We start from the raw sequence: 23,586 nt of genomic DNA, 5'->3' as shown, positions 1-23,586 counted from the left end.
GAAGTTTTTATCATGAGTTCTTTTAACATATTTCAACAAGATATTATTTCAAAGACCAGAACAGCCACGGCACACACGTTGCTGGTTCAATTGCGGCAAAAGGAAGAGCTCTTGGAGTAGGACCAGATCTAAAAGTGGCCTCATACAGAGTATTCGGTCCAACAGGCGGAGCAGCAACTTCCCATATTGCTGAAGCTTTAATGACAGCTGCAGACGATAATGTCGATGTAGTAAATATGTTGCTTGGTGGCTACGACTGGTTCCAGGATCCTGAGTATGCCACGAAGGACATTGTAGCAGATGTTCAATTATTCAATCGCGCGATCCAGTACGCAATCAAGAAAGGTGTAACAGTTGTTGGTTCTGCCGGGAACAACGGAGTGGACCTTAGCAGTCCAGGAAAATTTTCAGGCGATGATACAGGTGCAACACACAGAAGTCCTAGCAGCCAGACAATGATCAGAGTATCTGCTGGCGGCGCGTTGAAGAATCTAGCTTTCTACTCAAACTATGGCGTTGGGAAAATTGATATAATGGCACCGGGCGGCGACCTTGGACCAAACTATGATCCTTCAACAGGTCTTGGAAGAGTTAATAGCTACCTAGCTTTGAGCACAGTTCCAGTTTTGAATGCTAATAAAGAGGTTACTGGTCACGGATATGGCTATAAAGGCGGAACTTCAATGGCAGCGCCAAAAACTGCTGCACTTGCAGGTGTCGTAATCGCGAAGCATGGCAAAGATAAACTTACTCCTGCTCAAGTCAAGGCAATCATCCAGAACTCAGCTGAAGACCTTTTCAAACCGGGTTATGACGAGCAAACTGGACATGGCCTGATCAATGCAGTAAATGCACTGAAATTGAAATAATCTATTGCAAGACCGGACTGGAACTTTCCAGTCCGGTTTTTATATTGAAAAAAGGTAGAATGATTGGGCTCTTTGATTAATAGACTTAGAATGACGAAATAGAGTTTCTTCAAGGAGATAATAGATATGAGTATTCGGCAATTTTACAATCAGACAGCTATATCAGTTTAAATGGCTCTATAATATCAGCTGGGCTTCTTACGATGATTTTGGCGGCAAGCCTGCTGTTTTCCTGGAATATACCTCTGTTCCTTGTGGCAGTTCCATTCTTGTTTTTAGTCTTCCTGCATTACAATCGCTTTATTTTATATAAAAACAAATCAGAAGAGAGCACAGAAGCATTTCACCGATATAATGATAAACAAATCTTAAAGCAAAACAACCTGCTTATTGTTTTTGCTCCTGCGCCTGCAGTACGACTCCTCTTTTTTACTCCAGACGGAATGCTGGCTGGAGAATTAAGAGAAATCACTACTAAAAGCTACCGGTGGTTCATCCCTTATTTTCTAGATAAAAAAATAATGAAAGAAATTGGAATCTATGACTCCAATGGAAATCTTCAAGGAAGACTGAAACAGGAACGTTATAGCTTTAAAATGCTGAATGAGCACAATGATATAATTGGTATATTTTTAGAGAAAAAGAAAGACAAAGAGACAATTGGTTCAGTTGTCTTGGGTGGTGGAAGAAAGTTGAAAATAGTTAAGACCCCAGGCTCCATTCGTGATTTTAAGCTTCTACGAGAAGACGGCATTTCGACCGCGACGCTGCGGAAAGGCTGGATGCCATTGGAGTGGACGAGGTTTTTCAAAGAAGCAAATACCCCAGTGGTAACATTCGACTATTCGATGGAGGAAGAACGCCTGGCTGTATTTGCTGCTCTCGCCAGCCTCTATATGTATTACGATCATTAGTTTGAAAATTATTCCATTTCCGAAAGTTTCGTTTATCTTAATCCCAAGAGGATAACAAATAGATAGAGACTATAAGGAGGTTGGGACATGGTAAACCAAAAATACCAGGATTGTATCCAGGCATGCATAGAATGTATTGAAGCGTGCAATGTTTGTTTTGATTCCTGTTTAAAAGAAGAGAATGTAAAAATGATGGCAGAGTGCATCAGAATGGACAGGGAATGTGCTGAAATATGTGGCATGGCAGTTACGGCTATGCAGACAAACAGCCACTTTGTGAACCAGATTTGCGGTTTGTGTGCGGAAATATGTGAAGCTTGCGGCAATGAATGCAAAAAGCATGACCATGACCATTGCCAAAAATGTGCTGAAGCATGCTTTAAATGCGCAGAAGAATGCAGAAAGATGGCATCTTAATTCAAGGAGAACCAGCAATCTAAAGCTGGTTCTTTTTTATATGCCAAAAGGTAAAAGCAGAAGCCATGCCAGCTAACACTTATTTTACATCCTTATTATCTTCAATATTGAACAATTCCATTATTTATGGCATCTTGTAATATAACGAAGTATTTTGGGGGCGTTACAATGATAATCGATTTGATTAAATGTCATGGTTCAAATAATGATTTTTTATTGATAGATGAAACTGACCGGAATTATAAATTTGATGATTTTAAAAGGCGTGATCTTGCATTAGCGCTTTGTGACAGGGAAGCGTCACTAGGTGCAGATGGAATCTTGTTTATCCGTCCAAGCAGGGTTGCAGATGCCCAATATCGGATTTTCAACTCTGATGGCACAGAAGCATCCATGTGCGGCAATGGTCTTCGCTGCGCAGGCCGTTATGTATGCGAGAAGCTTGGCGTGGAGGAAGCTGTGATTGAAACGATGAAAGCGAACCTCAAGGTGAAGAAGCATGAGGAGATTTTCATTGATATCCCAACCTATCAGGTGGAAATCTCGCCGGTAACTTTTGATTTGAAGGATTTGCCGTTATATCTTGACCAGGAGACACTGATTCAGGAGAAGATTACGCAGTTATCTGAGGAATTGACGTTTACAGCACTCGCAGTCCCTAATCCTCATTTGACGGCTATAGTCAGCAAAGAGCAATTGGAATCCGATTTGCAAACGAGATTGAGTGAAAAGGTAAACAACCCTAATGATTTATTTCCTGACGGAGTCAATGTGAGCTTTATCAGGCTCCTTGAAAAAGGGAGTATCTATGTGAGAACCTTTGAGCGAGGAGTAGGCTATACGAATGCTTGTGGGACAGCGATGTCAGCCTCGACACTTGTCACATGCCTGATGGGGGAGAATGAACTTGACCAGCCAATAAATGTGTACAATAATGGCGGGATGGTTCAATGCGCTGTCCATAAAGAAGACGAGACTTATACAATCGATTTGATTGGCAATGCCACTTTTGTCTATTCAGCTCAAATTGAGGTTGATTTTACAAAAGAAGGACTACTTACTGAGATTCTGGAACAAGAAGATTACAACGAGGAAAACTTGTATAGCAAGCTTCAGGAGCATGCTGAAAAGTATCTAAACCAATTTTAATGAAGAAAATCCTGAGGGGCTTCCTCAGGATTTTTTTGCCTTCAATACATTCAGGACCGGTTCGAAATTTTGTTCTGCTTTAGCTGCAAAATAAGTCCTGAACGGACATCCTAACCTCTGTACGCGCTGGATGATTGTTCCTAAATGGAAATCCTCAATCTTAAGATTTTCATTCACTTCCTCCCAGAATAGGGGAGTGGCTACACCAGCATGTGATTTACCTCGGGCAGAATATGGACTGACAATTGTCTTGCCTTCAGCATGCTGGATGTAATCTATATATAAGCGGTCGCCCCTGTTTTTCTTCAACCGTTCAATCGTGAACGATTCAGGATATTTTGAAACAAGGTAGTTCGCTATAAAGGCGGTGAACAATCTGGTATCATCATAGGTATAAGTATTATCCGGGAGCGGAATGTACACCTGCAGTCCTTTGTTCCCAGAGGTTTTTATAAAGCTGATCAGTTTCAGTTCATCTAATACCTCTTTAATATAAACAGCCGCTTTAATCGCCAAATGGAAATGATCCCTTGAGGGTGGATCCAAGTCAAAAACGATTTCATCAGGCCCTTTGCTGCTGATCGTTTGGAAGGGAATATGAAATTCAATGGCAATTTGATTTCCGAGCCAAAGCAAAGTTTTCATATTATTGCAGACGATATACTCAATGCCTTCAGAGTTCGAAGTTTCGACGAAGTCTGGTGCATAATCAGGAACGTTTTTTTGGTAAAAGGCTTCGCCAAACATGCCGTGAGGATAGCGGATCACTGTTAATAGCCGGTCTTCCAGGAAAGGAAGCATATAGGGAGAAATCTCCCTTAAGTAATGTATGAAATCTACCTTTTGAATCGGCGGTTCTTCCAAATTGGCTTGTCTGGATGGGTGATTTTAATATCCGGTGGCAGGTTCTTTTGTTGGAAAACGAACTTTTCATACGTACAAGAATCTGGGCTCAAATCGAACCGGAATTGATGGAAATGAGGCTCACGAAGCTGCTCCTCGTAGATTTCCAAATATTTCACATCAAGGCATATGCCGGGTTCCACATAAATGAATTGATCATCTTCGCCACTTTTATTTTGCTTGATAATCTGATGGAGAGCATTTTTTTCTTCTGGCTTAAAGCCAAAGATCACAAGGCCGATTTGATGAATTTTTGAGTCTTTAAAAATGGAGATATAAAAGTATCCATTGGATTTCTCATATGCCGTCACAAAGCAGGAGACATACTTCCAGTTTTTTGTCTTAATCCAGCTTCCGTCCGTTTGCCTTCCTCCCATTTGCTATTGTATTGTTTGGCAATTATACCCTCTCCATCGTAGATGACGACTTTTTCCCATAAGCCTTTCAAATCCGCTTCACTGTGGACAAGTTGTACCAAGTCCGGGTTTTGTTGGTTGGGAGAGAGTGGCAGACCTATCTCGGAAAACAGTGATTGAAGTTTTATCCGTCTGTCTTTGTAACTTTCAGATGCTATATTTTTTCCTTGTATTCTCAAAAGGTCGAACACCATCAGTCTGCATGGATTCCTATCTGCTTCTGCTTTTATTTTTCCCTCAGCCCTCATTCTTCCCCTGATTTGGATTGCGCCAAAATTCGCCTTATATGGATTCTCCAGGTAAACGAGCTCAGCGTCAAACGTAAGAGGAAGATGTGGCTGGAACTTGTCCTTATTAGCAGCCAGGAACGCCGATAATTCCGGGAACAGCGGAAGCAGCGGTTTCCCATTTCGGCTTGTCAGTTCAATTTCCTGATCCCAGGTCAACAAGGCACGAAAGCCATCAAATTTAATCTCATAACGCCATTCATCCCCTTGTGGCGTTTCGAACGCCAGTGTAGGGAGCATTGGTTTCAGCATTTTCCCCATCCTTTCACCAGTCGTATTTATATTGTTCCTGTTTAACCTCAAACTAGTACGCTGGCAAATGTTTTAATGCATGATAAATCCATTCTTAAGCACATTAGTAATAAAACGATAAGGTGGAGAACATAATGCATACAATCTGGAAAGGGAGCATCAGCTTTGGGCTCGTCAATATCCCAATCAAGCTTCATGCCGCGACTGAGGATAGAGACGTCAAACTGCGTACCCTGCATAAAGAGTGCCACTCACCAATTAAATATGAGAAAACATGTCCTGTGTGTGATGTTGAAGTGAAAAACGAAGATATTGTGAAGGCTTACGAGTATACGAAAGGAAAGTTTGTCGTCCTTGAAGAAGAAGACCTTGAAGCTTTGAGGAAGGAAAACGAAGATAAAGCCGTGGAGATTATCGATTTTGTAAAAATAACTGAAATCGATCCGATTTATTTTCAGCGCAGCTATTTCATGTCCCCGAGCGAGTGGCGGCAAAGCATATTCTCTTCTCAGGAAGGCTCTGGAGGAATCGCAGAAGGTTGGAATTGCAAAGATAATCATCCGGGCAAAAGAGCAACTTGCAGTAGTGCGTGTCTATAATAATACGCTCGTAATGGAAACCATCCATTTCCCCGATGAGGTAAGAAATGCCGTAGATGTGCCGAATGTACCGGAAGAAGATAAAGTAACGGAAAAGGAACTGGACACTGCCATCATGCTCATTGATCAGCTGACAACTGAGTTTGAACCAGATAAATACAAGGATGATTACCGTACCGCTTTATTGGAGCTAATAGAAGCAAAGCGTACTGGCAAAGAACTAGTCACTCCAACAGAAAAAGAGCCTGTTTCCAATGTTACAGATCTTATGGCCGCGCTTCAGGCCTCTATTGACCGTACCAAACCAGAAAAGAAAAAAGAGGCAGCTCCAGCAGCAAAGAAGAAAAAAACAGCAGCAAAACCGAAGGCAAAGGAAAAGAAACAAGCTTAAGGAAACAAGGTGAATTGTCTTTAACAAGAATGATTTCATTAAGCCATTTGACAGAAGCCATTCCGTACCATCTAGGAACAATAAGCCGGAAAGGGAAACCCTGTTTATGGGAGAGTGGTTTCCCATTATACTCATATGCAATCATTACTTCAGGATGAAGTGCCTTGGCAATTGGCAAGCTTCTTTCATAGGGGATATATTGGCGGTTTTTAATCCCAGAATCCCTTCCACTAAAAAGGACCTCAGCTACGCCTGTTTTAATTCCAGTTAACTCAAGCAAGGTCTTGAGAGGTACTCCCTTCCAAACACCCTCACTCATCGCTCCATTTTCCCAATGCTCTCCAAAGACTTTTTCCTCAAAGTATGCTCTTTTATTACCTGAACACTCAATTAATACCCTTTTGGATTTGGAAGGCAGTTTTAGAAGATCAGAGTAATTGATAAGTAAAGCATGATGTACTGAGCCGGAATTTCCAGTGTGAATGACTCTGGTGTTAAAATCGGGTAAGGAAAATGATTCCTGCGGTAAAATAGGGAATCAGCAACCGGTTCAATAAAAGAAATAAAGTGTATTGCGGTTTCCTGATTTTCCGGGTTAACACTACAGGTTGTTAAGTGTGGACGTACCTTTCCGAAATGAAAATACATACAATTCCTCCTCAATGTTATTTTATTTTTGGGACATTTATGGAAGAACCAGATGTGAACTGGAAATAAAAGGTTTTTTGTGATGGCTGTCAAATAATATTAAGACTAGTTTTATTTGCGGTGTAAGAACGATAAGTTTTTAACGGGGGGGCAGTCAGATGGAAAAGAAAAGCAAATGGAAACTTATGATTTTACCTGCAAGTCTATTTTTGCTGGCTTTTGGTCTATATGCTGGCTATTCAATGTGGGAGGCAGGTAATCTTCAAGAAGTCAGGGGCAAAAGCGGTTCAAGCAATCTTAAAAACGGAGGTCAGACTGTCGCGGTGTTCCAGGAAGAGTCTGAGCAAGAAAGCTACTCAACAGTTGGCAGCTTCATTCGTGAATTTCATACTAAATATAATGATACTCTCGGTTGGGGAGGAATAGAATCTGTTGATTGGGAGGAGCAGAGGGAAATCGCTTCTGAAATCCTATCTGTTCTGGTAACAGTTGAAACAGACAATACTGCGCTCCAAGCTGATTTTGATACCATTTTAAATTACTCCAAGACCATTGAAGATGGAAAAAAGATAAGAATATATTACTTCAGCTTCACAGATATTTTCATGACCTTGATATTGAGTTCAACAGTTATAATAGGACGAGTGATTATTTTAATGTGACAAAATATAAAGACCCTGAGAATGGTTAATCCGTTTCCACCAGGGTAAAATAGCAGAGAACAGTTGGCGAAGGGAGTAGGGCAGCCATGAAAATCGTGGTCATTTCTGACACTCATATGCCGAAAAAGGCAAAGAAGTTACCTGAGAGGCTGCTCATTGATTTGGAAGACTGTGATTACATAATTCATGCTGGTGATTGGCAGACCGAGGAGCTCTATAATCAGCTTAAACAGTATGGGGCCGTTATTGGAGTTACCGGTAATGTGGATGGCCCTGAACTCGAAAGTATGCTCAAAACGAAAGAAATATTAAAAGCTGGCGATTTTCATATAGGGATTGTCCATGGACACGGCACCGGGAAAACTACTGAAAAAAGGGCAATAGAAACATTCGTGGATGACGAGGTCGATTGCATTGTTTATGGTCATTCGCATATACCTGTCCTGAAGGAAATCAATGGCGTAATAGTTTTGAATCCCGGCTCACCGACTGATAAAAGAAGACAGCAGGAATTCTCTTATGGTATCCTGACTGTCGGAGAAGAAATCAGGGCCGAGCATATCTTTTTCAAAGATAAGAATTAATCAACATATGCAAATTATAGACTGGAGTGTTATTCAATAATGAAAACCTTTGAAGTGAAATTTCACGCAGAAGACCAGGTGTAAGCGATGAAGGTCCAGAAACTAAGCAGTGAGGATTATGACCAGGCTACTGAGGGCGGAACACGTCATTTGTTTGATTTGGATACGAATATAGGTTTTTTTGTCTTTTTTGATGCAGAAGATAAAGATGGCAAAGAATATTATTTGATGCTTCAATATGAGGACCAGAACGAGGAGCCATCGAATTGCTACGGCTTTGGACTGAAGGATTTCTATGAATTTTCAGCATTATATTTGAATGATCTGGACTTCACGGAAGAGCTTAACGTGGAAGAGGGGGAATTTGGACCTGTTCAACACCTTGCCCACCTCCTTTATCATATCGTTGAGGAAGGTAAGACAGTAGAAGTATAAAATCAATAAAAAAGAGCAGAAATCTGCTCTTTTTAATTTGTGTCCTCATCCGTTTCATCCTCGGCAGGCAAGTTTTCCTCACAATAGCTCTTAACTTGTGCCACTTCATCATCCTCAAGTTCAAAATCAAGAACCTTTTCTGATTCCTGTTCAATGAAATAGCTTTGAAGGATCCGTCTTTCATCGCCATTTACCAGAAAAAGCACCTTCAAAAGCAGGCCTTTTTCAGTAAAGAGCTCGTCCTCCTCATCTACCTCGATATTTAAAAAGTATTCATATCTAGTCCCCGTAAGAAGCCCGAATGGATCTTCAAGGATTTCGACAGTATGTCCGGTAATATTCATGAATGCTCATCCTTTTAAGTTTGTCACCTCTATTATATATCGAAAACATCAAAAACAATCAAGGAATCCGCCGCAAAGAGAAAGAATGCAGGATAGAGAGAAGCTTTCAGTTATGTGGAAATTGAAACCGGGAACATATCTGCTTTTTGTGTCCTCTGTTTAATGAGCTCGGACAGAAACTGAGAATATAACCAGTCTTTATACCCCTCGTTGCATGCGCTGGGATAGAGACCGATACCACACCTGCGATTATAAACAAAGAGAATCCAGTGTGATTGTGACAGTTTTTCAGGATATGAGGTCAAAGCTGTCAAGAAACCGGTGTTATTGTGACAGCTTTTCAGGATATGAGGTCAAAGCTGTCAAGATTCGGTTGTTATTGTGACAGCTTTTCAGGATATGTGTGCCCAAACATCAGGGCAAACCTTTTTCAAAGAAACAACTTCAATGCCTGATAGCCAAAAAACAGGGCAAAGCCAATTAATGATAGTCCGGATATAAGGGAAATGATAGTCAGTAATCTTGTTGTAAGTAGCTTTCGGAAGCTGCTGGAAACAGCGGCCATAATGATATCCCAGAGAATAAGGCCTAGTATGATGCCAAAGCTGTAAATGACAAGTTCCCCGGTTCCATAGGAGGAAGCGGTCTTGGCAAGGACAGAACCGTAAATTCCCAGCCAAAATAAGATTGTCAGCGGGTTTGAAATCGACATGACAAACCCTGATAAAAAAGACTTGAAACCGGAAGTTTCACTTCTATTATCCATGACGATTTTTCCAGCGTTTATGATTGTTTCAACGCCTGTATACATCAACACAAAGAATCCAAACAGCCAAAGGAAAGATTGCATGAACGGAGTCTCTAGATATTTAACAACTCCAAGATAGACAGTGAGCATATAGATAATATCTGCTGTCAGGGCGCCCAGGCCAAGAAGCCACGCCTGAAAAAAGCCGCTCTTGATTCCTTTGTCCATCTGTGCTGCATTTACTGGCCCAATCGGGGCGGCTAGTGATAATCCGAGAAAAATGTAGCCTAAGAAGACATTCACTTTTAAAATACCTCCAATAGTCAAAGCGTAATTCGCTTGTACTATTTCTATTCAGACATCTGAAGACGTACAACCTAATTTGAATATTTTTTTAGTCAGTCAGTCTTAATAAATTTTAGAGGTAAAGAATATACTAGTAACTGTTGCACATGCACTGCCGGTATGTCACTTTTGGTAAAAATAAGAAAGTGTGGTAGAATGGAATAGATATCAACTTTCGGATCCTTCATTTATTATAAAAAGTATCATTTGCCAGCTTTTTATAATAAATGAATTTTTTATCAATCGAACGATGATAAGGTCTTTTCGAATATTTGGTTGCTTGCACTTTTTCAAGTGATCCGGACAAACAACTTGTCGAAAGCCAACCAAATCGAAATGTACTATAAATAAACCTATAGGAGCGTGAGGAAATGGCATTTGGAAGAAAACCGCCTGAAGAGATCGTAACCGCTGAAACGAAAGTATGGGTATGTACTTCTGATGATTGCAATTGCTGGGTTCGCGACAACTTTAAAAGCAGCAATGTCCCCGCTTGCCCAATTTGTCAAAACGATATGGAGCAGACAACTAAGGTTCTTGAAGTGGTTAACAATCATAGCCAGAATCTAATCGGATAATCATAAACAAAAAGCAGTCTGGATGATATTCAGGCTGTTTTTGCTTTTTTTAGGGTTGTTCCCCCCGAGGTATTGAGACTCTGTTCTATACGCTTCATAAGTCATTAGTCGTAAATATTTGTGTACACTATTTGTGGAGTAGCAATAAATTTTATGTAAAGAGTTTTTCCAAACAAAAAGTGCCCTTTGTATAGGCACCTTTTTTGTATGCGGATGAGAGGACTTGAACCTCCACGGTGTTGCCACCACTAGAACCTGAATCTAGCGCGTCTGCCGATTCCGCCACACCCGCGTATTTATATAATAATTATAGCATATATACTATCGATTACAATTAGAAATTCACTCTAGCTGCTTATGATTATATGAGGAACTCTATTTTAAAAAATTGGACAGGTAGTATTAGACTGGATTCTCGAACATACAATGTACAAAGTTTTTGTGTGTTGGAGGACGAGGTCTTGAGTGTCAGTTTACTAGTAAGTTATATTTTCCTTGGATTAACATTGGCAGCCCCAATTGGCCCGGTAAATTCCGCCAGGCTGGATAAGGGAATTAAAAATGGTTTCTGGCATGCTGGATTGTAGGGACAGGGTCAATGATTGCCGATGCTATTTTTATGCTGTTAATCTATTTAGGTCTTGTGAATTTTTTGGACATGCCTATTATTCAAATATTCCTTTGGTTATTTGGCGGATTCGTCCTCATCTACTCTGGTATTGAATGTATTGTAAAAGCGAATAACATTGATCTAGCTTTCAGCCGTGGTAGAGAGTCGTTGCTAAAATGTTTCCTTACGGGATTTTTCATGTCGATCAGCAGTCCTTTATCAATCCTTTTCTGGCTGGGTATATATGGTTCTGTTCTTGCAAAAACCGCCAGCAACTATGGACGGACAGACCTGCTGATTTATAGCAGCATGATCTTTCTTGGCCTGGCATTGTGGGATATTTTTGTCGCGGCAATAACGACCGGATTCAGGAGGTTTTTGAATTATAGCAGTCTGAGGGCTATTTCGATATTATCCGGAATCTCTTTGCTTGGTTTTGGAGTTTATTTTGGATACCAGGGTATCAAGGCGTTAATATTATAGTGACACAATTAAGAAAACCTCTAATACGGAGGTTTTTTTATTTTCTGATAACTTCCAAAAACATTCATTTTATTATATAACTTGATTAATAATGATTGTTTTTGAAAGAAAATGATTGATTTTTGAAATCGATTACATTATGATGAAAATACGAAGCAAATAGGAGGGATGGCTCATGTTAACACCTGAGCGCCACCAGCTCATCTTACAGCTGATTAAAGAGAAACCAATAGTGAAAATACAGGATTTAGTTGATCTTACTGAGGCATCTGAATCTACTATTCGCCGTGACCTTACAATCCTTGAGGAAGGAAAATTCCTGAAAAGAGTTCATGGAGGAGCAGCCAGGTTAATGGGCAAACTCCAGGAGCCAAGCATGGATGAAAAATCCACCAAATTCCTTCAGGAAAAAAAGCAAATCGCTCAATATGCTGCAAGTATTGTGGAAGAAGGTGACAGTATTTATCTTGATGCCGGGTCAACTGTTTTCGAGATAATCAATTCTCTTCAGGTTAAAGATATTGTAGTGGTCACCAATGGACTCATGCATTTACCGCAGCTGCTTGAAAGAAATATTGAAACATATGTGATAGGCGGATATGCCAAGCCAAAAACGAATGCGATCATCGGAAGAGGAGCTCTGGCAAGCCTTGAACAGTACCGCTTTGATAAATGCTTCCTCGGAGTGAATGGTATCCATCCTCATTCAGGGTATACGACACCAGATCAGGAAGAAGCAATGATCAAGCAAAAAGCGATCACTTTATCCCGTGAATCGTTTGTGCTTGCTGATGACAGTAAGTTTTCTGAGATTACGTTCGCGAAAATAGCAGACTTGCATGAAGCAACGATCATCACCAATGCAATTGATGAAGATCATAAAGGGCAATATACGAGCAAAACTTCAATAAAGGTTGTGACAACATGATATACACTCTTACTCTTAATCCATCAGTGGATTACATCATTGAAGCGGATGAAATCCAACTAGGCAGTTTGAATAGAAGTTCAAAAGAAACAAAGCTTCCAGGCGGTAAAGGGATTAACGTTTCAAGGGTCCTTCGTTCCCTTGGAGTTGAAAGCAAGGCAACAGGTTTTATTGGAGGCTTCACCGGCAAGTATGTCGAGGAGTTTCTTAACCAGGAAGGCGTGCAAACAAGATTTGTCAATGTCGAAGGTGATACACGTATTAACGTTAAGCTTAAGGCCGGAACAGAAACAGAAATAAATGCCGCGGCCCTGAAATCTCAAAATTGGCAATAGAGTCATTGAAGGAGCAGATCATGCTGCTCGAAAATGGCGATTACCTGATTCTTGCTGGAAGCATTCCCTCCAGCATGCCTGAATCGATATATGAAGCGATTGTCCAAATCTGCAAGAAGACTGGAGCAGAAGTAATCGTAGATGCTGAAGGCGACTTGCTAAAAAGGATTCTTGACTACAGGCCATTCCTGATCAAGCCAAATCACCATGAGTTGGGGCAGTTGTTCAACAGGCAAATCAACAATGCTGACGAAGCCATTTTTTATGGAAAAAAACTAGTTGAAACTGGTGCTAAAAATGTCATAGTTTCACTGGCTGAAAAAGGTGCCGTCTATATAAATGAAACCGAAGCCTACAAAGCCTCTGTTCCTAAAGGTGAAGTCAAAAGCTCAGTAGGTGCCGGGGATTCAATGGTTGCTGGTTTCTTGGCCCATTATTTAAAAACTGGTGATCGAACAGAAGCATTCCGCTATAGTGTTGCATCTGGAAGCGCAACTGCGTTTTCAATCGGATTATGTACAAATGATAAAGTTGAACAACTTCTTCAAGAAGTAATAATACAAAAAAACTAGTAAGGGGGAGAAAACATGAGAATTACAGAACTGCTGACTAGAGAGACGATTCTGTTACCCATGATTGCTGTATCAAAGCAGGATGCAGTGAATGAGCTTGTAGGAGTTCTGGAGCGGGCGGGGAAAATCACAGACCGCAATGCTTTTGAAGAAGCAATCTTAAAACGTGAGCAACAAAGCACCACAGGCGTAGGGGACGGGATTGCTATTCCACACGCGAAAACTTCAGTCGTGAAGGATGCGGCAATTGTATTTGGCCGGTCAGAGGCTGGGGTCGAATATGAGTCGTTAGACGGACAGCCTGCACATCTATTCTTCATGATTGCAGCACCTGAAGGCGCAAACAACACTCATCTTGAAGCACTTGCGCGACTTTCCTCCATTTTGATGAATGCCGATGCACGTGAAAAACTTCTTGGGGCAAAAACAGCTGATGATGTCATTGGAATCATTAACAGCTACGATCAGGAAGAAACCGAAGAGAAGAATGAAAGGAACAATAAAAAGTTCATTGTAGCAGTAACTGCATGCCCTACTGGAATTGCTCACACTTATATGGCTGCTGATTCACTAAAAGCGAAAGCGGCTGAAATGGGTGTTGATATCAAAGTTGAAACTAATGGCTCGGGCGGAGCAAAGAATGTCCTGACACAAGAAGACATTGAAAACGCTGAAGCAGTCATCATTGCCGCTGATACAAAGGTTGATATGGACCGATTCGCAGGAAAGCCATTAATTGATGTGCCTGTTGCAGACGGAATCCGCAAACCAAAGGACCTGATTGAAAGAGCTGTTAAGAAAGATGCGCCTCTATACAAGGCATCAGGGAATGCGGCGGCAGAAAAGAAAGAAAGCGTGGCGGAGTCTATAAGCATCTGATGAATGGCGTATCGAACATGCTTCCATTTGTTGTGGGGGGCGGTATCTTAATCGCAATTTCATTCATGTTCGGCTATAATGCCTTTAATCCGGATGATCCATCTTATCACCCAATTGCCAAAGCTCTAATGGATATTGGCGGAGGAGCCGGTGCCTTCGGTTTGCTGGTGCCAATTCTTGCAGGCTTCATCGCACTGAGTATTGCTGATAGACCAGGTTTTGCTCCGGGTATGGTCGGTGGATTGCTTGCTGTAACTGGAGGCGGTGGTTTCCTTGGCGGTTTGGCAGCTGGTTTCCTTGCTGGTTATCTAGTATTGGGACTCAAGAAATTATTCGCTGGGTTGCCTGCTTCACTTGAGGGAATCAAGACAATTCTATTGTATCCATTGTTTGGTATTGCTTTAACAGGATTCATCATGTTGTTCTTGGTTAACAAACCAGTCGGTGCCCTGAATCAGGCAATCACAGACTGGCTTTCTGGATTAGGAACGGGGAATGCTGTAGTGCTTGGTATTGTTTTGGGATTAATGATGGCATTCGACATGGGCGGACCAGTTAATAAAGCAGCCTATGTTTTTGGAACTGGCTTGCTTGCAAACGGTGTATATGAGCCAATGGCTGCGATAATGGCAGCAGGTATGGTGCCTCCGCTTGGTATCGCACTTGCGACAACTTTCTTTAAAAAGAAGTTTACAAAGGAAGACCAGGATGCCGGGAAGGCCAACTATATCATGGGACTTTCCTTCATCACAGAAGGCGCTATCCCATTCGCAGCAGCAGATCCATTGCGCGTAATTCCTTCAGTGATGGCTGGTTCAGCGGTTGCCGGCGGATTGACGATGATGTTTAACATTGGACTGAGAGCTCCACACGGCGGATTGTTCGTAGTACCACTCGTTGAGGAGGATGGCTGTTATACCTGGCCGCAATTCTCATCGGTGCTGTTGTCACAGCAATTTTGCTTGGAATATTAAAGAAACCAGTTACAAAATAAAGCGTAAGGCCTGCAGAGTAAAAAAGTCTGTAGGCCTTTTTGTTTGAAATTATAAATTATTTTCAATGTAGAAAACTATAATGGGTTTTCTTAATCCAGCTCCCGCGCCTAGCCCCTCGAGTCGCTTGTCTAGCTGCGGCTCCTAACTCCTCGAGACGTTTCGGTCCTGCCAATGAAGTCAAAGAACGACTTCACTGTCAGGCCCTCCAACGCTTGTCGGAGTTGGGCAGTCGCCTCCGCTTTTCGATTTCGGTCCGCCCAATGAAGTCAAAGAACGACTTCCCTGGTCGGCCCTCCAGCGCTTGTCGGGGCTGAACGAAGCGCTTGCGCTTTTTGTTTGGCATGAATATTTACATTGCATTGCATATAAGCTTTTATGAAGTGATTTGTGAAGGGGGATTGGGAATGGTAAGGGACTTCAACAGTGCTGCCTTGTATGAACACCGTTTTTGGCTACAGGTTCTTGGTGACCACGGGAGATTCCTGCATGAGGCGCTGGTACCAGTAGAGCAGGAGGAAATTGAAACGGCAAAGTACTTTATTAATACTTTTGACAGGCTGCTTCAAAGGGTGGAAACTACGGATCTGATTCATTTGAGCATGAGAGCTGACGAAGAAGCGAAGAAAATCAGGCGATTTAAGCTCGACCTTATTGAGAAAATGCTGACAGGCAATGTAAAAATTCATTTTGGTCCTACTTTTATCAACCATATGGTCAATGAGGTTGAGGAATATATCAGAGTTCTTGAGTATCTTAAAAGGGGTAAGGTACCCCCGGTATTTCACGAATTGCACCATCATACTGTCTGGCTGCTTGATGCGGCAGGCCATGCAGGTGCTATTCAAAGTAACCTTGATCAGGTTGAAAAGCGACTGAAGGCAAAGAGTGAAAAATACATGAAGCATTTTGAAGATTTCTATTTAAAAGCAGTCGAGATGACTGGTTACCTGCGAACGAATTTAACTTCATTTCCAGCTTTGCAAAGAATGAATCAAGAGGTTTCATTGGAAATTCAATTGTTCATGAAATTTCTTGATGAGTTAAAGGAGCTCGAGTTAACTGAACAGGCATTGGGAAGCTTTGCACCGCTGATGGCTGATCATATGTTCAGGGAAGAGTGCTATTATTTATCTAAAGTTGCAGAAGCTGCCTCGCTGAATCAGCCGGACTGTGATCCTGGCAAGCCGAGATTGATGACAGACTGAACCTCGCGGATACTGGATGAGTTCCGATTCATCTAGTATCTTAGCCCTAATTTCACATTTAAAAAGAACATATGTTCTAGTTTTGGACAAGGTTATGTTATACTTGAGAAGCAATAGTCAGATCTCAAGGTGGGTCGGCTAGCCCCGAAGGAAGGGGGTGATGCCTATGACAGTATTCGAGACCTTTATGGCCATGTTTTCGTTTGCCAGTCTAATCCTCGCAATCCTGACGTTAAGCCAAAAAAAATAGACCTCTCTTAACCATAATACAGTGAGAGGTCCATCTGCTTTTCTGCCGATCTTCTATGGAAACGGCTATTGCGGAGACTGTCGGCGGGCCAACACCGGCAGTCATTCTGTACAAATATACAATACAAGAATACCATACAGGTCAGTCAATGTCACGATTATACACCTTAATGCATGAGATGTTTTGCCATTTGGTTATACTGAGGAAGTTATGTTAATCCATGCATAAGGAGTGAATGGCGAATGACTTTATGCAATTTAGAGTATGGCGATCTCTTTTACGAAGAGATTGGGCAAGGAAGTCCAATCATTTTTCTACACCCACCGGGAATGGGAAGGAAGGTGTTTCGATACCAATGGCCACTGAGCCAACGATATAGACTAATCCTTCCCGACTTAAGCGGCCATGGTGACTCAACAGCTGTGCTAGAAAGGATTACAATCCAAAAGTATGCCGAAGAAGTCTTGAGACTGGTCGATTCTATAGGACTGGGAAAAGTCTCGTTGTGCGGCTATTCTTCCGGAGGCAGCATCGCACAGGAATTTGCCCTGACTTACCCGGAAAGAACTAAAACGCTTATCCTTTCTGGCGGCTTTGCAGAGGTACAGTCCCCTGCATTGAAATATGAGCATTTAATGGGAATGTATTTCGTGAAAAATTCCCCTAAAACCCTGGCAAAGGTGATTGCAACCGTACATACCTTTGATAAGAATTACAGGCTGAACTCATTGAACATATGTTGAAAACAGATATGAATACATGGTTCCACTTTTATCATGAATCATTGAACTACTCTTGCAGCGAAAGACTGAAAAATTTAAATGTGCCATTGCTGCTTGTTTATGGTTCCAGAGATTTCATCAACCAGCACATAAGCTTATGAAAGAGAGCTGGGACATTTCCAAAAAGCCATTATTCCAAAGGTCTCACATCAAGTTCCTGTTAAGAAATGGCAGGAATTCAATGCTGAAATAGAGAAGTTTTTGGAAGAGCAATCTGACTGGCGTTGAAAAACGCATTGTTAATTATACAATGCGTTTTTACGCCTCTTGTTTATCTGGTTTTATGGCAAGAAATGTTGCTAGAGCGGCGGCAATGCTTAAAGCGGTTAGGATAATGAACATTAGCTTATTTGAATTTTCCATCATTAGAGCGATGACGGGAGGACCTGCGGCCACCCCTATGAACCTCATTGAACTATATATGGAAGTAATGGTACCACGTTCTTCTTTTTCAATACTCTCAGTGATTAAAGCATCCATTGGCGGCAGGCTTGCACCTATACCGATGCCGGCAACAAGGAACATGGATATAAGAAACCACAACTCCCTCGAAAAACTCAGGAGGGCCACTGCTATACCAAGCAAAAGTAAGCTGGAGAACGTAATCCATTTCATAAGGACCATATTCTTTTTTATTACTTTGCCTGTGATAAATGATGAAAGGCATAGCGCACCTAATGGCAGGGCAAGAACCAGTCCTTTTTTCAAATCCTTTATTCCATATTTGTTCTCCAGAATATCGGACAGGTAGAATAAGACTCCAAACAAAACGAACATGACAATAGCACCAATAAAAAAGATGGCATACAGCCAACGCCCATTTTTAGTAAAAATCAGTTTTATTTTTTTATGAAATCCTTGAATGGTAATGGTTCTTGTTTCTTTTTCGGACTTTTTACCAGGAAGATCATCATGATTATTGACAGGACACAGAAAACGGGTATTGAAAAGAACGGAATAAACCAGTTGATGCCTGCCAGGAATGACCCTAACACTGGCTTAGAACCTTTCCAAGTGTGTTTGCAGTTTCGATTTCTCCGAGCGCTCCGCTTACTTCATCATCATTTTTGAACATATCTCCAACCAATGGCAAAACGATTGGAAAAGCACCGGCTGCTCCCACGCCCTGCAAAGCTCTTCCGATTAAGACAACCCAGTATCCATCGTTCATTTGCCATGAGGCCCATCCTGATATAGCTCCGCCAATTCCAGTGATGATCAAGCTTGGAATAATGACTTTCTTTCGGCCAATATGATCAGATAAATACCCGGCTAACGGGATTAAAAATATCGCTACTATTGAATAAACGGTTATGATCAGGCTCGATTGGAAGGCAGAAATGCCCATCTTCTTTTCCATGACAGGCAAAACTGATAAGCATCGAATTTCCAAGTGTCATCACAAGTGGAATGGATGCGATCGAGACAATTGCCCATTTTTGATTATTGGCACTATCATTTTTCGAATCCTTCTCTTTCTTATTCGAAACTCCTCCGGCTTTAGGAAACAAGTTTTCAATATGATTCATGATCGTAACCTGCCTTTTTTCATACTATTTTTAGTGTGGACTTAAACATCAGAAAAAACAGATGTCTTTTTATGGGAAAGTTATATTCTTTGAAAAATCTTTATGGAGTTTTTATAGGGAAAAGGATAAAATAATTGGAAAAGGTTTGAAGGTTGGTGGAAACATGGCACAAATATTGTACCTGAATGTTGGAAAGCCGGAGCTTAGGACCTGGGACGGCAAACAAGAACGATCAGCGATTGGGAAAAAAAGCGTGACACAAGCGTTTCTATCAAAGGAATCCTTTCACGGAGATGGCGTGGCAGCAACAGAGTTTCATGGAGGATCTGACAGAGCAGTTTGTTTTTATCCCGCAGAGCATTATTCAAAATGGTCTGATGAATTCGGTAAGGAATTAGCACCTCCAACCTTTGGCGAGAATATTTCATCATCAGGAATGTTGGAATCCGATATCTATATAGGTGATACATATAAGCTAGGAGAAGCTGTTATCCAGGTTACCCAGGGAAGAATACCGTGTTCCAAAATATCAAAGAATAACGAAATTGACCGTCTGCTAAAAAGAGTAGTCGAAACTGGCTATACCGGCTATTTTTTCCGCGTTCTTCAGGAGGGAATAGTCCTTAAAGACTCCGAAATTATTTTTTTGGAGAGGAAACAAAATGACTTTTCAATCTTAAGGGCCAATGAAATTTATTTTCACCAGAGGAAGGACTATCAGGCGATTGGAGAGCTATTGGAAATCGATGAACTGGCAGAAGACTGGAGGAAAAACCTTAAGAAACTTTTAATGCAGAAAAATTAAGATATTTCATTTTTTTGTTTGACATTTTCGAATCACCGCTTTAATATAGTGAGTAATAAAATAATGAGCGATGACGAAGAGTAGTAACTGGATCAGGTACTTTAGAGAGCTGATGGTTGGTGGGAATCAGTGTAACTGTACCAGCGAATGGACTTCCGAGCTTCCAGACTGAACCCATACGGCAGTAGGCTTTGGCGAAATGGCCTTATCGTTACAAAAGGCAGGCATTAAGCATTTCAATGCTCGATGCTGTTAAGTGAGCTGTTTTTACAGCTAATTAAGGTGGCACCACGGGTATCTCGTCCTTATTTTAATAAATAAGGATGGGGGCCCTTTTTGTTTATCCTCATATACCAATAATTTTATTATGTAAACTCGATGAGCAAGAAGAGTAAGCAAGTTTTTTCTGTTACAGAGAGCCGGGTGTGGTGTGAACCGGTACAGAAATACTTGCCGAATGGCCTTGCGAGAGGCAGCCTGAAATAATAGTAGGCTTGCCCGGGATTCCGCCGTTAAAAGGATAGGGTATAACGAAATGTTTTTTTGGTTTCCTGTACCTGAAGAGAGGGAGTCTCAAGGCTCCAATATGAGGTGGCACCGCGGTCCAATCGTAATCGTCCTCTATACAGCACAATCTTTGTGCATGTATAGGGGACTTTTTTATTTTCTAAAGGAGGATTTGTATGAATGTAGAAGCACCAGATGTTTTTATCGAGGAAATTGAGGGAGATACATTAACCCCTATATCTGTATTTCAAAGGATTTCGGGAAAGAAAAAATTCCTTCTGGAAAGCTCCCATAAACATAATGACTCCGGCCGTTTTTCTTTCATTGGCTGTGATCCCGTTTACGAGCTTTTGAGCGAAAAGGGAGAGACTTATCTGGCAAGGAAAGGCGTTAAGGAACGAGTACAGGTTCATTTTCAAAGGCGCTGAAAGAAATGCTTCCTAAAGTAGTCCCTGAATTTGATATTCCTTTTATAGGAGGAGGTGTAGGGTTTGTAAGCTATGACTTCATTCGTGATTTTGAAGACATTGGGCCGCTGAAAGAAGATCCTCTCGATATGCCAGAAGCGCATTTGATGTTCTTCAATGAAGTCATCGTATTTGATCATCTTAAACAAAAAATCAACCTGATCGGCATTCCGTTTCCAGGCTACAGCAATGACGATCTTATTAAGAAAGTAAAGAAACGAAAAAAAGAACTTGATTCGCAAGTCAAAAAGCAGACAGTCGTTCGATTTTCACTTTCAGATTTTAAAGAATCGCAAAACAGGGAGGAGTTTGAAAAATCGGTCAGGACCGCAAAGAGCATGATCGAAGAGGGAGAAATCTTTCAGGTTGTGCTATCAAGAAGGCTAGCAGCGGATGCAAAAGGAAATCCGTTTTCGTTCTATCGAAAGCTGCGAGTGGATAATCCTTCCCCTTATATGTACTTTATTGACTTTGAAAATTATGTTGTTGTCGGCACGTCCCCTGAAAGCCTCGTGAAATACCGGAATGGAACGGTGATTGCCAACCCGATTGCAGGTACTAGGCCGAGGGGAATATCCGCAGATGAGGATATAAAACTGGAATTGGAATTGAAAGAGGACGAAAAGGAACTAGCTGAACATAAGATGCTCGTCGATCTTTCAAGGAATGATTTAGGCAGGATTTGTGAAGTCGGCAGTGTCAAAATTGATAAGTTCCTGGCTGTAGAAAGGTATCAGTTTGTCATGCATCTCGTCTCGGAAGTGAGCGGGAGGCTCTTGCCAGATGCCCATCCGATTGATGGACTGGCGGCATGCCTGCCTGCAGGAACCGTGTCAGGGGCTCCAAAAATTCGGGCGATGCAAATCATAAATGAGCTTGAATCTGAAAAAAGAGGTGTCTATTCAGGAGCGGTAGGTTACTTTTCTGCTTGTGGAAGCATGGATTTTGCCCTTGCAATCAGAACATTGATTGTCAAGGGTGGCAAAGGGTATCTCCAGGCAGGAGCAGGCATTGTATATGACTCTGACCCGGCAAAAGAGTTTGATGAAACCAACCATAAACTAAAAGCATTGATGGAGGCAGCCAATGATCCTGCTGATTGATAATTACGATTCATTTACCTATAACCTTTATCAGTATCTAAACGAACTGGGTGCTGAAGTGAAAACAGTCAGGAATGATAAAATAACGGTCCAGGAAATCTCTCGAATGGAACCTGAGGCAATTGTCCTTTCTCCCGGCCCGGGAAGACCGGAACAAGCAGGGGTCTGTGTCGAAACTGTCAAACAATTGGCGCCATCTACCCCGATTCTGGGGATATGCCTTGGCCATCAGGCGATAGCCCATGCATTTGGCAGTTCAATCATCAAGGCAAAAAAAATCAGGCATGGCAAGGAGTCCAAACTTCTGCATACTGGCACTTCACTAATGAATGATCTCGAGGAACATCCTGAAGTTATGCGATATCACTCTTTGGTAATCGACCGTATGACGCTTAATGAAGATTTTGAGGTGCTGGCTGAAGCGGCTGATGACCAGGAAATCATGGCTATCAAGCATAAACAATATCCGTTATATGGACTTCAGTTTCATCCGGAATCAATAGGAACGAAGAGCGGAAAGCAAATGCTATCGAATTTTCTTGCTGAAATAAGAAAGGAGACAAAAGCTTATGAAATATTATCTTGAGAAGTTGGTTGAAGGGAAATCATTGCAGGAAATTGAAATGGAAGAAGCTGTAGAGGAAATTTTCACTCAGGATACAACAGATGCAGAAATCGCATCATTTTTGACAGGACTTAAGTCAAAAGGAGAAACCGCTGAAGAAGTATCAGGCTGGTAAAAGCGATCAGAAAGCATGCACTCAATTTTACAAAAAATATACCGAATGTTCTGGATAATTGCGGAACAGGAGGAGATGGATCAAAAAGTTTCAACATTAGTACTACTTCAGCTTTCGTCATTTCTGGAGCCGGGATTACGGTAGCAAAGCATGGAAACAGGAGTGTATCGAGCAAGACAGGAAGCGCGGATGTATTGGAGGCGCTCGGTGTCAGCCTTGACTTCTCTCCAGAAGTAACAGAAGAGATTCTTGAACAGAATGGGATCGCCTTTCTTTTTGCTCCCCATGTCCATCCAAAACTGAAACAAATCATGAAGGTAAGAAGGGACCTGAAAATCCCGACGATCTTCAATTTAATTGGACCTTTGACAAATCCTGTCCAGCTTGATTACCAGCTGCTTGGAATTTACCGAAGGGATTTGCTCGATAAGTTTGCCCATGTGCTGGCAAACCTGAACAGGAAGCGAGCCATCGTCATTCACGGAGCAGGGGGAATGGATGAAGCATCTCTTGCAGGTGAAAACGAAATGGTCATCGTTTCAGAAGGAGAAATCAAGCACATCAGGCTTCAGCCTGAAGAAGTGAACTTGCCAGTATACGATAACAACAGGATCCGGGGAGGGGATGCTCGTGATAATGCAGACATTTTGCTCCAGGTCCTTAAAGGCAAAAAAGGAGCACACCGGGATACAGTGCTGCTGAACGCAGGTCTTGGAATTTATACCGCTGGGAAGGCAGAATCGATTCTTCAAGGAGTGGACCTGGCAGCGGAAAGCATCGATTCAGGCAGTGCATTGGCCAAACTGGAGAATTTAATCAGCATCAGCAATCGAAATAAAAAGGCGGTAGGATGAG

General features: G+C 41.7%; 20 protein-coding genes, 1 tRNA gene, 7 pseudogenes and 2 other annotated features. Of the genes and pseudogenes, 21 read left to right on the top strand and 7 right to left on the bottom strand.

Annotated elements, in window-relative coordinates; translation table 11 throughout:
• The first annotated feature begins 29 nt into the window (after positions 1-29).
• From JCM21738_RS03835 to dapF, 4 genes are all read left to right on the top strand, one after another.
• Positions 30-869, top strand: a complete 840-nt coding sequence (locus JCM21738_RS03835; RefSeq protein ID WP_256360171.1) for a S8 family serine peptidase — start codon at positions 30-32, stop codon at positions 867-869.
• A 203-nt stretch (positions 870-1,072) separates the two neighbouring features.
• Positions 1,073-1,783: a hypothetical protein gene (locus JCM21738_RS03830; RefSeq protein ID WP_035208908.1), complete on the top strand. Its 711-nt coding sequence runs from the start codon at positions 1,073-1,075 to the stop codon at positions 1,781-1,783.
• A gap of 87 nt (positions 1,784-1,870) precedes the next feature.
• Positions 1,871-2,200 (top strand): four-helix bundle copper-binding protein, encoded by a 330-nt coding sequence (locus JCM21738_RS03825; protein ID WP_023627722.1) that lies wholly within the window; start codon positions 1,871-1,873, stop codon positions 2,198-2,200.
• 168 nt (positions 2,201-2,368) lie between these two features.
• The gene (dapF, locus tag JCM21738_RS03820) at positions 2,369-3,349 is read left to right on the top strand and encodes a diaminopimelate epimerase (RefSeq protein WP_023627723.1); all 981 of its coding nucleotides are present in this window, start codon (positions 2,369-2,371) and stop codon (positions 3,347-3,349) included.
• Positions 3,350-3,373: 24 nt separating this feature from the next.
• On the opposite strand, the pseudogene JCM21738_RS03815 reads toward dapF, so the two are convergent.
• Positions 3,374-5,204 (bottom strand): annotated as a pseudogene (locus JCM21738_RS03815) (DNA ligase D).
• 137 nt (positions 5,205-5,341) lie between these two features.
• Here JCM21738_RS03815 and ku point away from each other — a divergent pair.
• Positions 5,342-6,197, top strand: a pseudogene (gene ku, locus JCM21738_RS03810) (non-homologous end joining protein Ku).
• Here ku and JCM21738_RS27045 read toward each other — a convergent pair.
• Both JCM21738_RS27045 and JCM21738_RS22195 read right to left on the bottom strand, forming a co-directional pair.
• Positions 6,094-6,615 (bottom strand): molybdopterin-dependent oxidoreductase, encoded by a 522-nt coding sequence (locus tag JCM21738_RS27045; protein WP_369385625.1) that lies wholly within the window; start codon positions 6,613-6,615, stop codon positions 6,094-6,096. The pseudogene ku and the gene JCM21738_RS27045 overlap by 104 nt on opposite strands.
• Before the next feature lie 2 nt (positions 6,616-6,617).
• Positions 6,618-6,845 carry a hypothetical protein gene (locus JCM21738_RS22195; RefSeq protein ID WP_023627726.1) on the bottom strand — a complete coding sequence of 76 codons (228 nt, stop codon included), beginning with the start codon at positions 6,843-6,845 and terminating at the stop codon, positions 6,618-6,620.
• A gap of 158 nt (positions 6,846-7,003) precedes the next feature.
• Between JCM21738_RS22195 and JCM21738_RS03800 the strand changes: the two genes are divergently transcribed.
• The 3 genes from JCM21738_RS03800 to JCM21738_RS03790 all read left to right on the top strand — a co-directional run bounded on the left by JCM21738_RS03800 (position 7,004) and on the right by JCM21738_RS03790 (position 8,526).
• Positions 7,004-7,507 carry a hypothetical protein gene (locus JCM21738_RS03800; RefSeq protein WP_052019556.1) on the top strand — a complete coding sequence of 168 codons (504 nt, stop codon included), beginning with the start codon at positions 7,004-7,006 and terminating at the stop codon, positions 7,505-7,507.
• An 86-nt stretch (positions 7,508-7,593) separates the two neighbouring features.
• Positions 7,594-8,091, top strand: coding sequence for a metallophosphoesterase family protein (locus tag JCM21738_RS03795; RefSeq protein ID WP_023627728.1), 498 nt, complete (start codon positions 7,594-7,596; stop codon positions 8,089-8,091).
• A gap of 87 nt (positions 8,092-8,178) precedes the next feature.
• Complete coding sequence (locus JCM21738_RS03790) at positions 8,179-8,526, top strand: hypothetical protein (RefSeq protein ID WP_023627729.1); 348 nt, start codon at positions 8,179-8,181, stop codon at positions 8,524-8,526.
• Positions 8,527-8,558: 32 nt separating this feature from the next.
• Here the strand turns inward: JCM21738_RS03790 and JCM21738_RS03785 are convergent, their stop codons facing one another.
• Together JCM21738_RS03785 and JCM21738_RS03780 are read right to left on the bottom strand one after the other, a co-directional pair.
• A complete protein-coding gene (locus JCM21738_RS03785; protein ID WP_023627730.1) occupies positions 8,559-8,870 on the bottom strand; it encodes a DUF6509 family protein in 312 nt (103 codons plus the stop codon).
• A 430-nt stretch (positions 8,871-9,300) separates the two neighbouring features.
• A complete protein-coding gene (locus JCM21738_RS03780) occupies positions 9,301-9,921 on the bottom strand; it encodes a LysE family transporter (RefSeq protein ID WP_023627731.1) in 621 nt (206 codons plus the stop codon).
• Between the two features lie 413 nt (positions 9,922-10,334).
• On the opposite strand from JCM21738_RS03780, the gene JCM21738_RS03775 reads away from it, so the two are divergent.
• On the top strand, positions 10,335-10,541 hold the full coding sequence (locus tag JCM21738_RS03775) for a cold-shock protein (RefSeq protein WP_023627733.1): 207 nt from the start codon (positions 10,335-10,337) through the stop codon (positions 10,539-10,541).
• Between the two features lie 208 nt (positions 10,542-10,749).
• Here JCM21738_RS03775 and JCM21738_RS03770 read toward each other — a convergent pair.
• Positions 10,750-10,833, bottom strand: a tRNA-Leu gene (locus tag JCM21738_RS03770).
• A 169-nt stretch (positions 10,834-11,002) separates the two neighbouring features.
• On the opposite strand from JCM21738_RS03770, the pseudogene JCM21738_RS03765 reads away from it, so the two are divergent.
• From JCM21738_RS03765 to JCM21738_RS03740, 7 genes and pseudogenes are all read left to right on the top strand, one after another.
• Positions 11,003-11,634: pseudogene (locus tag JCM21738_RS03765) on the top strand (LysE family transporter).
• 175 nt (positions 11,635-11,809) lie between these two features.
• Positions 11,810-12,562 (top strand): DeoR/GlpR family DNA-binding transcription regulator, encoded by a 753-nt coding sequence (locus JCM21738_RS03760; protein WP_023627735.1) that lies wholly within the window; start codon positions 11,810-11,812, stop codon positions 12,560-12,562.
• A pseudogene (pfkB, locus tag JCM21738_RS03755) lies at positions 12,559-13,469 on the top strand (1-phosphofructokinase). Before JCM21738_RS03760 ends, pfkB begins: the two are co-directional and overlap by 4 nt.
• Positions 13,470-13,484: 15 nt before the next feature.
• Positions 13,485-15,342, top strand: a pseudogene (locus JCM21738_RS03750) (PTS fructose transporter subunit IIABC).
• A 405-nt stretch (positions 15,343-15,747) separates the two neighbouring features.
• A complete protein-coding gene (locus JCM21738_RS03745) occupies positions 15,748-16,548 on the top strand; it encodes a DUF2935 domain-containing protein (protein WP_023627738.1) in 801 nt (266 codons plus the stop codon).
• A gap of 160 nt (positions 16,549-16,708) precedes the next feature.
• Positions 16,709-16,798, top strand: coding sequence for a putative holin-like toxin (locus JCM21738_RS27040; protein ID WP_369385620.1), 90 nt, complete (start codon positions 16,709-16,711; stop codon positions 16,796-16,798).
• A gap of 242 nt (positions 16,799-17,040) precedes the next feature.
• Entirely contained in the window at positions 17,041-17,541 is a 501-nt protein-coding gene (locus JCM21738_RS03740) for an alpha/beta fold hydrolase (RefSeq protein WP_243462884.1), read from the top strand.
• A 297-nt stretch (positions 17,542-17,838) separates the two neighbouring features.
• On the opposite strand, the pseudogene JCM21738_RS27640 reads toward JCM21738_RS03740, so the two are convergent.
• A pseudogene (locus tag JCM21738_RS27640) lies at positions 17,839-19,109 on the bottom strand (MFS transporter).
• 163 nt (positions 19,110-19,272) lie between these two features.
• On the opposite strand from JCM21738_RS27640, the gene JCM21738_RS03730 reads away from it, so the two are divergent.
• The 5 genes and pseudogenes from JCM21738_RS03730 (at position 19,273) to trpD (ending at position 23,585) form a co-directional block, all read left to right on the top strand.
• The gene (locus JCM21738_RS03730) at positions 19,273-19,914 is read left to right on the top strand and encodes an MOSC domain-containing protein (protein WP_031308517.1); all 642 of its coding nucleotides are present in this window, start codon (positions 19,273-19,275) and stop codon (positions 19,912-19,914) included.
• Positions 19,915-19,975: 61 nt separating this feature from the next.
• Positions 19,976-20,224, top strand: a binding site (T-box leader).
• A gap of 59 nt (positions 20,225-20,283) precedes the next feature.
• Positions 20,284-20,539 (top strand) — a binding site (T-box leader).
• Positions 20,540-20,597: 58 nt separating this feature from the next.
• Positions 20,598-20,849 (top strand): hypothetical protein, encoded by a 252-nt coding sequence (locus JCM21738_RS27035; RefSeq protein WP_369385619.1) that lies wholly within the window; start codon positions 20,598-20,600, stop codon positions 20,847-20,849.
• 5 nt (positions 20,850-20,854) lie between these two features.
• Entirely contained in the window at positions 20,855-21,991 is a 1,137-nt protein-coding gene (locus JCM21738_RS03725) for an anthranilate synthase component I family protein (protein WP_369385618.1), read from the top strand.
• Positions 21,975-22,577 (top strand): anthranilate synthase component II, encoded by a 603-nt coding sequence (locus tag JCM21738_RS03720; protein WP_023627743.1) that lies wholly within the window; start codon positions 21,975-21,977, stop codon positions 22,575-22,577. The genes JCM21738_RS03725 and JCM21738_RS03720 overlap by 17 nt, the downstream gene beginning before the upstream one ends.
• Positions 22,561-23,585, top strand: a pseudogene (gene trpD, locus JCM21738_RS03715) (anthranilate phosphoribosyltransferase). Before JCM21738_RS03720 ends, trpD begins: the two are co-directional and overlap by 17 nt.
• Position 23,586: the final 1 nt, after the last annotated feature.

The sequence above is a fragment of the Mesobacillus boroniphilus JCM 21738 genome (assembly GCF_000517385.1).
Lineage (GTDB): Bacteria > Bacillota > Bacilli > Bacillales > Cytobacillaceae > Mesobacillus > Mesobacillus boroniphilus.
Note: the sequence above shows the minus strand (reverse complement) of the source record. Positions and strands in the feature narration are given on the sequence as shown.